This is a genomic window from Neisseriaceae bacterium CLB008 (genome assembly GCA_041228285.1).
In the GTDB taxonomy this organism is placed as follows: domain Bacteria; phylum Pseudomonadota; class Gammaproteobacteria; order Burkholderiales; family Neisseriaceae; genus JAGNPU01.
In genome coordinates, this window is record CP166133.1 from 2,222,399 (window position 1) to 2,236,820 (window position 14,422).

The window sequence follows — 14,422 nt, forward strand, 5'->3', positions numbered from 1 at the left end:
CATAAAAATAGAAAGAGGAACATGAACAAAATCAAATGCGCCTTAATCGGTCCTGGCAACATCGGCACCGATTTACTGTATAAGCTCCAACGCAGCCCCGTCCTAGAACCCGTCTGGATGGTCGGCATCGACCCCACCTCAGAAGGCTTAGCCCGCGCCGCCAGCATGGGTTTGAAAACCACTGCCGAAGGTGTGGACGGTCTGCTGCCGCACGTGGCCGCCGATGGCATTCAAATCGCCTTCGACGCCACTTCAGCCTATGTCCACGCTGAAAACAGCCGCAAGCTCAACGAGCTGGGTGTGGTGATGATTGACTTGACCCCCGCCGCCATTGGCCCTTTTTGCGTGCCGCCGGTGAACTTAGCCCAAGGCCTGAGCCTAGACTTAATGAACGTCAATATGGTGACCTGCGGTGGCCAAGCCACCATCCCCATGGTGGCAGCCGTCTCTCAGGTGCAGCCGGTTGACTACGCCGAAATCGTGGCCACCGTGTCCAGCCGCTCGGTTGGCCCAGGCACCCGCAAAAACATTGATGAATTCACCCTCACCACCGCCAGCGCCATCGAACAGGTCGGCGGCGCCAAAGAAGGCAAGGCCATCATCATCATTAACCCGGCTGAGCCGCCGTTGATGATGCGCGACACCGTGCATTGCCTGGTCGCTGGAGAGCCTGATCAGGCAGCCATCACCGCCTCGGTTCTGGCCATGGTCAAACAGGTGCAAACCTATGTCCCTGGCTATCGACTGGTCAACGGTCCCATATTCGACGGCAACCGTGTGTCCATCTTTTTAGAGGTCGCAGGCCTAGGCGACTTCTTACCAACGTACGCCGGCAACCTCGACATCATGACCGCCGCCGCTGCAAAAACGGCTGAAATCTTTGCCAATAATATGTTGAAAGGGGCATCTCAATGAGCCAACCCACGATTCGTTTACACGACATGACCTTACGCGACGGCATGCACCCTAAGCGCCATCAAATGACGCTGGACGACATGAAAAACATTGCCACCGGCCTAGATGCCGCCGGCGTGCCGCTGATTGAAATCACCCACGGCGATGGCCTAGGCGGCAGCTCAGTCAACTACGGCTTCCCAGCCCACAGCGACGAAGACTATCTATCGACCGTGATTCCTTTACTCAATCAGGCCAAGGTATCGGCTTTATTGCTGCCAGGCATCGGCACCACCGCCCACCTACACATGGCGCATGAACTCGGCGTTCACTGCATTCGCGTGGCCACCCACAGCACCGAGGCCGACGTTTCCGAACAGCACATCAGCGCGGCACGAACGTTGGGCATGGACGTGGTCGGGTTTTTAATGATGGCCCACATGGCCAGCCCTGAGCAGCTCTTAAGCCAGGCTCAGCTGATGGTGGCCTATGGCGCGAACTGCGTCTACGTCACCGATTCGGCCGGCTACATGCTGCCTGAAGATGTCAAAGCCCGCGTCGGCCTAATGAAGCAAACCTTTGGCGATGCGGTAGAAATTGGCTTTCACGGCCACCACAATCTGGCCATGGGCGTGGCCAACTCCGTGGCCGCCATTGAGGCCGGCGCCACCCGCATCGACGCCGCCGCCGCAGGCCTAGGCGCAGGCGCGGGCAATACGCCCCTCGAAGCCTTAGTGGCTGTGTGCAACCGCATGGGCATCACCACCGGCGTTGACCTATTTAAAGTTCAAGACGTGGCCGAGGATTTAGTGGTCCCCATCATGGATCACCCCATTCGCCTTGATCGAGACGCCTTAACCCTAGGCTACGCAGGCGTCTACTCATCGTTCTTATTATTCGCCAAACGTGCCGAGGCCCAGTATGGCGTCTCCGCCCGCGACATCCTGCTAGAGCTTGGCCGCCGCGGCACCGTGGGTGGTCAAGAAGACATGATCGAAGACCTAGCTTTAACCATGGCCAAAGCCCGCTAAGCTGAAGCCACGACAAAAAAGGCCGCCCGGATCATCGGGCGGCCTTTTTACCTATGGCGGCAATCGTTTAAATCTTAAGCATGTAAAGCCAAATACTGCTTCACCACTTGGTTAAACTCTTGCGCCCGCTCTACTTGTGACCAATGACCACACTGGCTAAAGATGTGGGCATCGGCGTTAGGGATGACGTTGAGTAAATCCCAGGTGCGCGACACAGGAATCACCACGTCTTGCGTGCCGTGAATCAGCAACACCGGCACCGTCAGCTTGGCTAAGACCTCAAAATCAAGCGGCAGCGCATCGCGATCTCGATCGCGAGCGGTGATCACCTTCACTAAACGGTCGGAGGCCGAATCGTTTAGGGCAGCCTGATAACGCACGGCCACCAGCTCATCGGTAATCAACGCATCGTCAACCACGAACTGCTTTAAGGTTTCGCGAATGCCGTCTTCGGTTAGAGTAGGTTTGGCGTGGCCAGCCAAGGCCGCCGTTTTTTTGGCGCCTCCCGTGCCCATGGACACAATGCCCAACAAGCGTTCTGGATAATCGATGGCAAACTGAAACGCCAACCAGCCGCCCAAAGAATTGCCCACAATCCAGGTTTTTTCAATCCCTAAAGCATCCAATACTCGGACCGCATGCTGCACCCACTCACGAATGCCGTAGGGGGTATCGTCAGGGGTGAGGGTTTGGCCATAGCCTATCGAATCGATCGCAATACAGCGCCCACAGCTGGCCAGCTCAGGCAGGTTCAACCACCAGTTTGCCGCCGCCGAGACGCCAGTACCCGAGCCGTGTAAAAACAAAATCGGCGTGCCTCTGCCCAGCTCATGATAGTGGGTCAGCTCGCCGGCGGCGGTTTCAACCCACTGATCTTGTAAGCCAAAAAAAGCATCGGTTTGGTAATGAGGAATGGCAATCTTATTCATTATTTCTCCTTATCGTGTGTGTCTGAGTTTATTCACTGAAGCCTCATTGTAAACAAGATCAGACGGCCGTTTTAGATGAAATAACGCTCAGATCAGACGTTGAAACGATCAACTCAATCCAGCTGCCCCGCCCCCCCAAAAAAGGCTTGGGCTTCCCATTTTAGGCAAAACCCCTTAAAGTCAGGCCATCACTATGGAGCCTTACCATGCCTAAACCCATGCCTGCCACCCAGGCCGAAGCCAACGCCGACAAAATCGTTGAAACCCATCCATTAGCACCCTTTATGCCTAAGCACGCCAAAGTGTTGATGATGGGCACCTTTCCGCCACCAGCCCAGCGCTGGAGCGAATCGTTTTACTACCCCAACTTCACCAACGACATGTGGCGCATCATGGGCCTGATCTTTTTTAACGACAAAGACCATTTTCTAGACTTGGCCCACAAAAGCATTAAGGCCGACGACATCGCCGCCTTTTTGAACCACGTAGGCTTTGCCCTATCCGATACCGTTTACAAAGCCCATCGGCTCAAAGGCAACGCCGCCGATCAGTTTTTAGACATCGTCGAAGAACGCAATATTCGTCAGCTGCTGGATCAGCTTCCCGACTGCCGCACCCTACTCACTACCGGCGAAAAAGCCATGAGCATCGCCTGCGGCCAGTTTGGCCTCACCAAAATCCCCAAGCCCAGCGAATACGTCGAAGTCGAATACCGTGGCCAAACGCTGAGGCTGTACCGCATGCCTTCGTCCTCACGCGCCTATCCGCTTAAGCTGGAGAAAAAAACCGAGCTGTATCGCCGCGCCCTCGCGCCGGTGTTTGGGCTAGATGAGGAATAACGAACATGATCCTCACACCACTCATTAATAACCCCAGCAACTCTTCGGAGGCAGTTTTTGGTTTTCTACATACTGCACTCTCCATTGGCCTTGTCATACCAGAAGACGTAATTCTGTGGGCCGATGCCCAAATACTCAAACAAAACGTACCAGATATAGTATTAATTGAACTATCATTATGTGACATCTCAACTCCACAGAAAATGCTCTTTATTTTAGATGATTATCTTAACTATGACACATCTGCTTGCCCTATCAGGGCCTTCTTTTGCTATTTCCATCACACCTATACAACCGCTGCTCATACAACTCAAGAAGTCGACCGTTACCTCTGGCAATTAAGAAATCTACCTACTATCACAGAAACTGAGCTTGAATTTATTTATTGGCTAAATGACGCAATAGATTTACATAACTACCACTCAATAGACTTTCAGCAAGCTTTACAACATTTTTTACAACTCTATCAAAACTACACTCTCGACCATCATGAGCAATGGCCAGAATTTGATAAACAAATTAATTTAGCCTTAAGCAATAACCAACACCTACGTGACATTACTTAATCATCAACCGTAGGTGGTCATAACCCACACGTTTTGGTGCCTGATGGCTCAAAAACGGTGGAGAGGTTGCGCTTTACCTACCCCAACCAACCCTGTATAACAAAAAAAAGCCCATAACCGACCAAGGTTATGGGCATAAAAGAGAAAGTACTCAAAACGGATTACTTGGCTTTTTTCTTATATTCGTCGCTTAATTCTTCCCACAGCTCGGCGTTTTCCACTCCGGCTACGCGCGGATCAAAAATCGGGTCGATGCCCATTTTTTTCTGCCGTTCATAGTCACGCAAGGTTCTAAACGCAGGCTTAGACAACAGCACGATGGCGATGAAGTTCAAATAGCTCATGCTGCCAAAGCCAATGTCGCCAAGGCTCCACATCAGGCTCACCGACTGAACGCTGCCAAAGAACAACACGATCAAGAACACAAACTTCAACAATAGCTTCAACACAGGGTAAGACAGCTTACGGTCTAGATAAACGATGGTGGTTTCAGCAATATAGTAATAAGCCATCAGCGTCGTAAACGCGAACAAGAACACGGCAATCGATACAAAGGCAGAGCCGGCACCGGTAAACACGGTCGACACGGCCATTTGCGTCCACGCCGTACCCGCTGCCACGCCAGGCACATATTCAACCAAGGCCACGCTGCTGCCGTCTGGGAACACGTTGTACATATTGGTTACCAACATCATCAAACCAGAAGCAGTACACACCACCACCGTGTCGATGTAGATCGAAAATGCCTGAATCAAACCCTGTTTGGCAGGGTGGCTGACTTCGGCTGCGGCCGAGCTAAAGGTGGCCTCACCGGCACCAGCCACGTTAGAGAACACCGCACGACGTACGCCCCAAGAAACGGCCGTACCCACAATGCCACCAAAAACGGCATCCATACCTAAGGCGCTGCGGAAGATCAGGCTAAACATAGCGGGTACTTGTTCGTAGTGGCTGCCCAAAATGATGAACATCAGCAAGATGTAGGCCAAGGCCATGATCGGCACGACTTTGTCGGCCACGCTGGCAATACGCTTCACGCCACCAAAAATCAAATACGCCATCAATACGGTCACGATGATGCCCGTCACCATAGGCGGGATATCAAACGCGGTTTTAAATGAATCGGCAATGGTGTTGGCTTGAATGCCAGGCACCAACACGCCGTAAGATAAGCAAATCACGGCCGCCACCACAATCGCAAACGGCTTCAGCTTCAAGCCTTTTTCAATGTAATACGGCGAGCCACCGCGATACTGGCCGTCGGCACGCTGCTTATACACCTGAGCCAAAGTCGACTCAATAAAAGCACTGGCACCGCCCAATAGGCCCATCACCACCATCCAGAAAATGGCGCCTGGACCACCCGCAGCAATGGCCGTGGCCACGCCCGCAATATTGCCCACGCCTACGCGGCCAGACAATGCCAAACAAAATGCTTGAAATGAAGAGATGCCCTCTTTAGACGACTTGTTCTCTCTTAATAAACGGACCATTTCCAATAAATAGCGGAACTGCACGCCCCGCGTGGCAATGGTGAAATACAGGCCGACGCCCAAGGCTAAACCTACTAAGGCATTGCCCCAAATATAACCAACTATGGTGTTAACGATGGCTTCCATAAAGTACTCCTTCGTTGTTTCTCAATTTGTAGATAGTTCAAAATCGGCCTGCTTTATGTCCCTAAAGTCAGGCCGTCTTGTTGTTATTAGTTCACGTACCAAATCACTTTGGTTTGTACATACTGCTCAAAGGCCTCTAGGCCATTGTCTTTACCACCAAAACCAGACTGTTTAAAGCCGCCAAACGGCGTTGAAATGTCTCCTTCACTAAAGCCGTTGATCGACACCGTACCGGCCTTAATGGCTCGGGCCACGCGCATGGTGCGCTTCACGTCTTGGCTGTAGAACGAAGCAGCCAAGCCATAATGCGTATCGTTAGCCAAGGCAATCGCTTCGGCCTCGGTTGCAAACGTGGTCACGGCCAAAATCGGACCAAAGACTTCGTTTTGGAACAACGTCATGTCGGCCGTCACCTGATCAAAAATCGTGGGCTCTAAATACCAGCCGCTGCCCAAATCGCCGTGGATTTTACCACCGGCCACGAGGCGACCGCCTTCTTTAGGCGTCACGTCGAGGAAGGATTTCACTTTATTAAAGTGCGCTTCTTCCACCATGGGCCCAATCGACACCGATTCGTCCATAGGGTTGCCCACTTTCCACGTTTTCAAACCCTCAATCAGCTTGGCCAATAGCGCTTCTTTCACTGATTCATGTACGATTAGGCGTGAGCCACAGCTACAGTTTTCGCTCATATTCCAAAAAGCAGCGGCCAAAATATGCGGTACGGCTCCATCCAGATCGGCGTCTTCAAACACCACCTGCGGGCTTTTACCGCCACACTCCAGCACCACCTCTTTCAGATTACTCTCGGCCGAATACTTCAAGAAATAGCGGCCTACTTCGGTTGAGCCGGTGAACGACACAATGTCGACGTCCATGTGGCGGCCTAAAGGCTCACCCACTTTTTCGCCCAAGCCACACACCAGGCTCAAAGCCCCTTCTGGCACGCCAGCTTCATAGGCCAGCTGCACCATGCGGTAGGCGCTTAAAGACGTTAGCTCCGCAGGTTTGACGATCACCGAGTTACCCGCAGTCAGCGCAGGCGCTACCTTCCAAGCAAACATTTGGGCAGGGAAGTTCCACGGCAACACGGCACCCACCACGCCAATTGGCTCGGTCACGATGAGGCCCAAAGCATCACGCCCCGTCGGTGCCACCTTACCAAACAGCTTGTCCACTGCTTCGGCATACCAGTAAAACGTGTCAATCGTGGCCGGCATGTCGGTGTTCAAACACTCGGTAATCGGCTTGCCCGCGTCTACGCAATCCAAGGCCGCCAACTCTTCGCTGTGTGCCTCTAGCAATTGCGACCAGCGCAGCATGACTTGCTTACGCTCGCTCGGTGCCAAATGGCTCCAGCTGCCGGCCTCAAACGTCGTGCGTGCCACAGCCACGGCGGCGTTTACATCGGCGGCATCGCCGTCGGCAATATAGCCAATCAAGCTATTGTCGATGGGGGTATGGTTGACCAACTTGGCACCCGTACCTTGATGGCCGGCAATCAAATTACCTGCCCATAATTCGCCCGCCTGAGCTTGGGCGAATACTTGTTCTTTAGTTAATGACATCATGGCTCCTTACTTAAAAAAAGCTTGAAATTCGGCTTGTTCATCCGCCGACAAATCAGATAAAGGCAAACGCACGGCACCTACATTAAGCGTACCTTTGAGGCAGCCCAACTTGGCTTTTTGGTTGTAATTGCCCGATTCCATAGAGTAAATAGCTGGATAAATCGCCCGCATGATGTCGCGCGCTTGATCCCAGTCGCCGGCCTGAGCCGCCTTAAACAGCGCCACTTGCTCTTCTGGGAACACGTTGCCCGCGCCGGCAATCCAGCTTTTCGAACCCCAAAAGAAGAAGTCCACCGGCTGATCGTCACAGCCGCAAATTACTTCAAAACCGTCGAACTCAGTTTGTAGCAAGCGTAAGGCACGGCTAAAGTCGCCGCTGCTTTCCTTAATCGCCACAATGTTCGGGTTTTTCGCCAAATGCACCACGGTTTCATATTCCAATTCAATGCCGATACGGGCTGGGAAGTTGTACATGATGATGGGTAAATCGGTGGCCGCCGCTACGGTTTCGTAGTGGGCGATCACGCCCGCTTGGTCAGGCAGGCTGTAAGGTGGCGGTGCCAACATCAGACCTTCATAACCCAGGCTTTTCGCCTGCTGGGCACGGGCGCAAGCGCCTTCTGTGGATAAGTCGTTGATACCGGCAATGAGGGTCACTCGGCCTTTGGCCACGCCCGCCACCGTGGTCAACACGGCCTCACGCTCAGACTCATTCAGCGCATAGTATTCGCCCGTGGTGCCACAGGCCACTAAGCCGGTCACGCCTTTTTGAATAAAGGCTTCGGTCAAGGTTTTTAAGGTGTCTAAATCCAAGCTCTTGTCGGCCTTAAATGGGGTCACCAAAGGCACTAAAATACCGTGAAAATTCATTTTTCTCTCCTAAGTGTTATGAAAATCGATTCAGCGAAAACGCTGAGCAATCTAAAGGGCTTGGCTCATTAAAATGCATGGCCACAATCGCTTTGGCGCTGATGGCTGCCTGAGTCAGGCCCAGATGTTGATGCCCAAAGGCAAAGTAACAATGATCTTGTTTATCCAATACCGGCAAAGAATCGGCAATCGTGGGCCGAAAGCCCATCCATTCAGTCGCGCTTTGCGTGTCTAGCGCTTGGCCGAGCATAGGGTTGGCCAGAGGCACAAAATTACGCGCCCGCTGCATATTGGCCGGTCGCTCTAGCCCGGCGTACTCCACCGTACCGGCCAGTCTTAAGCCATGCGTCATCGGCGTCATGATGAAGCGCCGATCCGCGCTAGACACCGGCACCGACAGCCTCCCCGTCTCTTGTGGCAACATTAAATGGTAGCCACGTTCGGTTTCTAGCGGCACGGTGACGCCGCTGGCCTGGCGTACCAAGTCTTTGGCATAAGCACCGCAGGCAATCACCACGTTTTTCGCCCACACCGGCCCTTTACTACTGTGCAACAAAATATTTTCAGGCCCACGCGGCTCAATCGTCTCGACTTTTGCCTGCGTCCATACCTGACCACCCAAGGCTAAAAACTCAGCCTCTAGCCGCGATAACAGCGCCGCCAAATCCACTACATGGCCAGTATCTGGGTAAAACAAGGCGCCCAACTGATTCGCTAGCTGTGGCTCACGTGCCTTTAAAGCTTCGGCGTCCAACCACTGGTTACGTACGCCAATTCGATTTAAGGCCTCACCATGCTGTTTGAGCTTCGCCACCGTGGCGGCCTTTTCCGCCACCAGCAGCGAGCCGTCAATGTGGATTAAATCATTCAGCCGCCATTGATCGGCAAACGCTTGCCAAGCCGGTAAAGCCGCCGCATTGATCGCGGTTAAGGCCTCATGAATGTGTTGAAAAGGCTTAGGCCGCATATTGCCCAAAAGCCGCATAAACCAAGGCGTAATCTGGCATAAATAGCGCCAGTCCAAGCGCAACGGCCCTAAGGGGTCAAACAGCATGCTCGGCAACGATTTTAAAATGCTCGGGTCGGCAATCGGAAACACCTGCTCGGTGGCGATGTGGCCGGCATTGCCGACAGAAGCGCCAGAGCCAACGGTGTCTGCCTGCTCCAGCAGCAAGACGTCCACGCCGCGCGCCTGTAAGGACAGCGCAATGCTTAAGCCAATCACGCCCCCTCCGACCACGACAAAAGAATGTTTGTGTTGCGCCTGCATTTGCCTACTCCCTTACTTGGCCACAATGCCCCAACGAAATGGATCGTTGGCATCGATTAATAAGGTGTTGTCGGCACAAATATAGGCGTGGCCTTGAATGGTCGGCACAATCCCGTCTGCGTCAACGCGCTCATAGCGGGTACGGAACTGGCTACCGATCACGCTGGCCTGAATCCACTCTTCTCCTTCGGCCAGCTTGCCATCGGCCGCCAAACAGGCCAATTTAGCACTGGTGCCGGTGCCGCAAGGTGAGCGGTCGTAAGCGCCGCCTGGACACAGCACAAAGCTTTGGCTGTTGGCCGTAGCGTGTGGCTGAAACAATTCGATGTGGTCAATCATCTGACCATCTTTACCGGTGATGCCCTGGGCCACTAAAGCATCGCGAATGGCCAAGGTAATGTCGGTCAATGCCTTCGCATTCTGTAGGCTGATGTCGATGAATTTTTGGCTGACCAAGAAGAACCAGTTACCGCCCCAAGCAATGTCGCCGCTCACCGAGCCTAAGCCCGGCACGTCCACCGACACGTCTTTGCGATAGCGATAGGCGTACACGTTTTTAATGCTGACGCTGCCGTCGGCATGAATGGTGGTGGTGACATCGCCCACAGGGGTTTCCACGATGTGTTCGCCCACGCCGGCCAAGCCCAAATGTTGCAGCGAGGCCATCAGCCCAATGGTGCCGTGACCGCACATGCCTAAATAGTCTTCATTATTGAAAAAGATTACCCCGGCCGTAGCCTTAGGGTTTTGCGGTGGGCACAGAAGCGCCCCCACCAGAATGTCGTTGCCGCGCGGCTCTAGAATGACTGCTTTACGCCATTGATCGTGCTCAGTGCGCAAAATGGCTAAGCGCTCAGCCATACTGCCCTGGCCCAAATCAGGAAAGCCCTCAACCACTAAACGGGTGGGCTCACCTTCGGTGTGAGAATCAATGACACGAATTTTATGATAACGTTGCTGTTGCATGATCTCGCCTCTATATTATTGAATTGTTTTTTATAGAGTGCTTGATTTAAACCCCTAGGTCTTGATATCTTTTACCTCAACTGATGCGCAATTCAGCACAATAGTGAAAATAACCTATATTAATCACTAAAAAATCAAATATATAAAAATAAAAACGGGAGAAATCATGCTAAACATTAACCAGCTAGTGGCCATTAGCCAAGGCGAACAAGCGTTTGAGGTGGACCATTTAAACGCCCTTTTGGCCCACCTAGGCCTGATCATGCCCCTCATCAACGCCCTCCCAAACGTGACGTTTTTTGTCAAAAATACCGAAGCGCGCTACCAGCTCGCCAATGAGCATCTGGCCAAGCGCTGTAAAGTGGGTCATCTCAAAAACATCATTGGCAAACGCGCCGAAGACGTGTTCCACTATGACTTAGGCCTAGGCTATACCGAACAAGATCATGGCGTCATGCGCAGCAAAAAACGCATCAGCAACCAGCTCGAGCTGCATTCCTACCAGTCTGGCCTATTAGGCTGGTGCTTGACCACTAAAGTCCCCATTCTCGACAGAAAACAAAACGTCGTGGGCGTGGCCGGTATTTCGGTAGACTTACAGGATGAAAAATTGATTCGCCCCAATATCAACGCCAAGCTAAGCCGAGTTGAAAAATACATCAGCCAGAAATTTGACACCGCCATTAAGGTACAGCATTTGGCCGAGCTAGCCGAACTGTCGGTCTCACAGCTGGACCGCCAGTTTAAGAGTATTTTTCAAATGACGCCGCAGCAGCTGATCCAAAAAAAACGCCTCGAGTACGCCATCGAACTGCTGGCCCAAAACCTTTCCATTACCGAGATCGCCAGCCGCTGCGGCTACACCGACCATAGCGCCTTTAGCCGAAAATTCAAAGAGTTAACCACACTAACGCCCAGCCAGTTTAAAAAGCGTCTCTAGACCATCATCTTAAAGAAACACCCACGGTTTCGCCCAAGCGACCTTCTGCGAACAGGCACTTTAGCATCGACCTGAACTTTCCTAAATGATGACACTCATAGTCCTTCTTTTTTAAATGATAGGGACGCCTAATGTCGCTTAAACTCATGGTGGTGCTGTGTCTATTGGCCATTGCCGCCTTCGTCTACAATGCCCAAAATACCTACCTAGACGGTGATGGTGTACTGCATGACACCGTTTATTTACCGCTTGGCTATCTGCTGCTGTTGGGCGCCGTTTGCATCAGCCTATTTCGCTTCTTGCGCACCATCAAACGTCAACGACAGGCGTAAAAAAATCAGGGCGTCCTCACCGGGACGCCCTGATTGCCTGATTAACCCTATTAGCTGCTTGTTGACGCTTAGGAGCGCTCGTCAGGCCGATACATGGGCGTAATGCCGCTGAAGCGATCCACCACGCTTGCCAAAGGCGCCAAGGCAGCCACGTCTATCTTATGATGACCGGCATACACCTCAGCGGCAACGCGCACGTTCACCACTCGGCCCAAAATCATGTGGTCGCTGCCCACAGGAATGATCTGATCCAACACCATCTCAAACGCAATCGGTGCCTCACGCACCGAAGGCACGCTCACCAGCTTAGATGGCTCGGGGCTTAAGCCCGCCAGCTGAAACTCATCACAATCAGATGGCACCGACGCCGAACTGCGCGCCAGCTCTTGCATCAAGGCCTCACCCGCAATATTGATGACGTATTCCCGACCTAGACGAATATTGTTCAGCGTGTCTTTAATCGTCCCCTCTCGCTCTTCCACCCCAGGGCCAATCGACACCATCAGCGTCGGCGGCTGGCGCGACGCCACGGTAAAAAAGCTAAACGGCGCTAAATTCAACACGCCATCAGGCCCTAGGCTCGACACCCAGGCAATCGGCCGCGGCGTAATCGCCCCCACCATTAGCTTATAAATGGCTGGAGGACCAACCTCATTAACGTTAAAACTGTGTGCATCGACGCTAGGCATAAATCTTTTCTATCCAATAAATCACAGCCCATCCAGGCTTAATCGTCCCTAATATAAGAACCCCATCCATCACACGACTAAAATCTAATAGCTCGCTCTAGCCCTCATCCCGTGATGATGACCAAGGGCCAAATCGGCTGCGGTTCAAGGCCCAAAACGTACTTTATCAAAGCCCAAAGCCGCCCAGCGTTTTTGAAACAAAGCCTCTTGCTCCGCTTCAGTCCTACCCTCGTCACCTTGCCCCAAGGGTATTTCATCGGCAGCAACCGCCTCACGACAGACAACATCATCATGTAAGCAAAACGCTGCCGGCGTATGCACCTCGGCCAACAAGGCCACGTACAGCAGCCAGCTGCCCTGCTCAACTTGTTCCAGTAAGGCGGCGTTGGCAGGATCATGAATGCCCTCTTGGGCAATCTTCAATAAAATCGCCTCTGCATCCTTGCCCAAGGGCTCACCATCAACGCCACGTTCGGTCTGACTGGCCACCAAGGCCTTAATCAGATGAGTCAACTTAGGGCTGATGGCCTCGTTAGCAAAGGCTGGGGACAGCATCAAGCTTAGGCATAAGGCCATAATCGTCTGTTTCATATCGTTCTCTATATCTGTTAAACGGCGCAAGAGAGGCTGAATCCAGCTTTTGGCCTATTTAAAATGCAGCGTTTTATGCACAATCGTCGCATCGATCATCTCAGCCTCAATCTTCACCGCACGCAGATGCATTTTTTCAGACTGTGGAAACAGCGGTATCCCACCGCCCAAGAAAATCGGCAGCTCATAAACATCTAAGGTATCCAGATAATCGTGTTCAATAAACGCCGCCTGTAGCTGCGCCCCACCGACGACCCAGGTATCGCCATAAGCTTCTTGGCGCAAGGCCTCGATTAAGGCCGGCAACCCCTGCCCCCACACCGACACGTTCTCAGCCGCCAACGGCAAATCAGCCTGCGTGCTGACGATCAGACAGCGCTGTTCTGGATAGGGCCAATCCACCCCAAACCCCAAGATCGCCTCATAGGTTTTGCGCCCCATCACCACGGTTTGAATACCGGCAATAAACGCCTCATAACCGCAGTCAATATGTTGAAAATCATTCAGAAAATCAACGTTGCCGTCTGCTGTGGCAATATAGCCATCGGCACTCACCGCAATGTATCCCTTAATCGCCATTTTTTGTCCTTATGAGCGTTGTGTGAGCCTGATGATACAACTTTAAGTGTGCTTTAAGTCAAGGGCTACGGTCATAAGCATCACATCAAGCCACTGACCTGAAGCCAATGCACCATCTGAAAAACATCATCGTATTCAGCCAGCTTCTGGGCGACATCGGCACGGTCTGGATAGCGCGCCTTCAGCGCCACTATTTGCTTATCTAAATCACGACAGTAAAGGCTGAGCCGCCGCTCCAAATCTTGCGGATTCATCTGGCCCGACTCTTGCCGGATTTCTTCAACCACGACAGCACAGCCATCGGCACGCTCAATCAAGGCCTGAACGTCTTTAGGGTAACCCTCTTGGGCCAGTACGGCAGGAGAAGCCTGTAGACAAAGGACTAAGACACACGTTTTTAAGTATTTTTGTAGATTCATAGGGTCATTATTTATTTAAAGTTATAAGAATAAGCCACGACCAGCCTTGCGGCATAGCACGGCTCAATGAACCACCTAACCATGGTTGATTAACTCTTTGTAGGGTGGCGCAAAGCGCAGCGTGCCCACCGCTTTGAGCCATTAAATCATTTGTTTCAATGCCTTGGCTATTTCGCTATTAATTTATGGTTTATTTACCATCGCGTAGGGTCGGTAAAGCGCAGCCTACCCACCGATCTTAACGTACTCACGTGCCCATATTTTAAACCCGCGTGGGTCCACGACCCACCCTACGCTTAAGGGCCCACGCTGTAGAC

At 52.5% G+C, this 14,422-nt stretch carries 16 protein-coding genes; 6 read left to right on the forward strand and 10 right to left on the reverse strand.

From position 1 onward, the window contains the following. The first annotated feature begins 21 nt into the window (after positions 1-21). Both AB8Q18_10225 and dmpG read left to right on the forward strand, forming a co-directional pair. Positions 22-915 carry an acetaldehyde dehydrogenase (acetylating) gene (locus AB8Q18_10225; protein ID XDZ50572.1) on the forward strand — a complete coding sequence of 298 codons (894 nt, stop codon included), beginning with the start codon at positions 22-24 and terminating at the stop codon, positions 913-915. After that, positions 912-1,925 carry a 4-hydroxy-2-oxovalerate aldolase gene (gene dmpG, locus AB8Q18_10230; GenBank protein XDZ50573.1) on the forward strand — a complete coding sequence of 338 codons (1,014 nt, stop codon included), beginning with the start codon at positions 912-914 and terminating at the stop codon, positions 1,923-1,925. The genes AB8Q18_10225 and dmpG overlap by 4 nt, the downstream gene beginning before the upstream one ends. Positions 1,926-1,999: 74 nt before the next feature. Here dmpG and AB8Q18_10235 read toward each other — a convergent pair whose 3' ends face one another. Further along, on the reverse strand, positions 2,000-2,854 hold the full coding sequence (locus tag AB8Q18_10235; GenBank protein XDZ50574.1) for an alpha/beta fold hydrolase: 855 nt from the start codon (positions 2,852-2,854) through the stop codon (positions 2,000-2,002). Between the two features lie 206 nt (positions 2,855-3,060). Here AB8Q18_10235 and AB8Q18_10240 point away from each other — a divergent pair, with 206 nt between their 5' ends. Beyond that, the gene (locus AB8Q18_10240; GenBank protein ID XDZ50575.1) at positions 3,061-3,693 is read left to right on the forward strand and encodes a uracil-DNA glycosylase family protein; all 633 of its coding nucleotides are present in this window, start codon (positions 3,061-3,063) and stop codon (positions 3,691-3,693) included. Positions 3,694-3,698: 5 nt separating this feature from the next. Then, the gene (locus AB8Q18_10245) at positions 3,699-4,259 is read left to right on the forward strand and encodes a hypothetical protein (protein ID XDZ50576.1); all 561 of its coding nucleotides are present in this window, start codon (positions 3,699-3,701) and stop codon (positions 4,257-4,259) included. A gap of 161 nt (positions 4,260-4,420) precedes the next feature. Here AB8Q18_10245 and AB8Q18_10250 read toward each other — a convergent pair whose 3' ends face one another. The 5 genes from AB8Q18_10250 to AB8Q18_10270 form a co-directional block, all read right to left on the reverse strand. Beyond that, positions 4,421-5,878, reverse strand: coding sequence for an alanine/glycine:cation symporter family protein (locus AB8Q18_10250; protein XDZ50577.1), 1,458 nt, complete (start codon positions 5,876-5,878; stop codon positions 4,421-4,423). Between the two features lie 86 nt (positions 5,879-5,964). Then, entirely contained in the window at positions 5,965-7,446 is a 1,482-nt protein-coding gene (locus tag AB8Q18_10255; protein XDZ50578.1) for an aldehyde dehydrogenase, read from the reverse strand. Between the two features lie 9 nt (positions 7,447-7,455). After that, positions 7,456-8,319 carry a 4-hydroxy-tetrahydrodipicolinate synthase gene (gene dapA / locus AB8Q18_10260; protein ID XDZ50579.1) on the reverse strand — a complete coding sequence of 288 codons (864 nt, stop codon included), beginning with the start codon at positions 8,317-8,319 and terminating at the stop codon, positions 7,456-7,458. A 16-nt stretch (positions 8,320-8,335) separates the two neighbouring features. Continuing rightward, positions 8,336-9,589 carry an NAD(P)/FAD-dependent oxidoreductase gene (locus AB8Q18_10265; GenBank protein ID XDZ50580.1) on the reverse strand — a complete coding sequence of 418 codons (1,254 nt, stop codon included), beginning with the start codon at positions 9,587-9,589 and terminating at the stop codon, positions 8,336-8,338. A 12-nt stretch (positions 9,590-9,601) separates the two neighbouring features. Continuing rightward, complete coding sequence (locus AB8Q18_10270; GenBank protein ID XDZ50581.1) at positions 9,602-10,555, reverse strand: 4-hydroxyproline epimerase; 954 nt, start codon at positions 10,553-10,555, stop codon at positions 9,602-9,604. A gap of 166 nt (positions 10,556-10,721) precedes the next feature. On the opposite strand from AB8Q18_10270, the gene AB8Q18_10275 reads away from it, so the two are divergent. Further along, entirely contained in the window at positions 10,722-11,495 is a 774-nt protein-coding gene (locus AB8Q18_10275; protein XDZ50582.1) for an AraC family transcriptional regulator, read from the forward strand. A gap of 131 nt (positions 11,496-11,626) precedes the next feature. Beyond that, a complete protein-coding gene (locus AB8Q18_10280; GenBank protein XDZ50583.1) occupies positions 11,627-11,827 on the forward strand; it encodes a DUF3955 domain-containing protein in 201 nt (66 codons plus the stop codon). Positions 11,828-11,895: 68 nt separating this feature from the next. Here AB8Q18_10280 and AB8Q18_10285 read toward each other — a convergent pair whose 3' ends face one another. The 4 genes from AB8Q18_10285 to AB8Q18_10300 all read right to left on the reverse strand — a co-directional run bounded on the left by AB8Q18_10285 (position 11,896) and on the right by AB8Q18_10300 (position 14,105). Continuing rightward, entirely contained in the window at positions 11,896-12,516 is a 621-nt protein-coding gene (locus AB8Q18_10285) for a flavin reductase family protein (protein XDZ50584.1), read from the reverse strand. Between the two features lie 144 nt (positions 12,517-12,660). After that, a complete protein-coding gene (locus tag AB8Q18_10290) occupies positions 12,661-13,107 on the reverse strand; it encodes a hypothetical protein (GenBank protein ID XDZ50585.1) in 447 nt (148 codons plus the stop codon). 54 nt (positions 13,108-13,161) lie between these two features. After that, positions 13,162-13,686 (reverse strand): dihydrofolate reductase family protein, encoded by a 525-nt coding sequence (locus AB8Q18_10295; GenBank protein XDZ50586.1) that lies wholly within the window; start codon positions 13,684-13,686, stop codon positions 13,162-13,164. 80 nt (positions 13,687-13,766) lie between these two features. Continuing rightward, positions 13,767-14,105 carry a hypothetical protein gene (locus AB8Q18_10300; GenBank protein ID XDZ50587.1) on the reverse strand — a complete coding sequence of 113 codons (339 nt, stop codon included), beginning with the start codon at positions 14,103-14,105 and terminating at the stop codon, positions 13,767-13,769. Positions 14,106-14,422 lie beyond the last annotated feature (317 nt).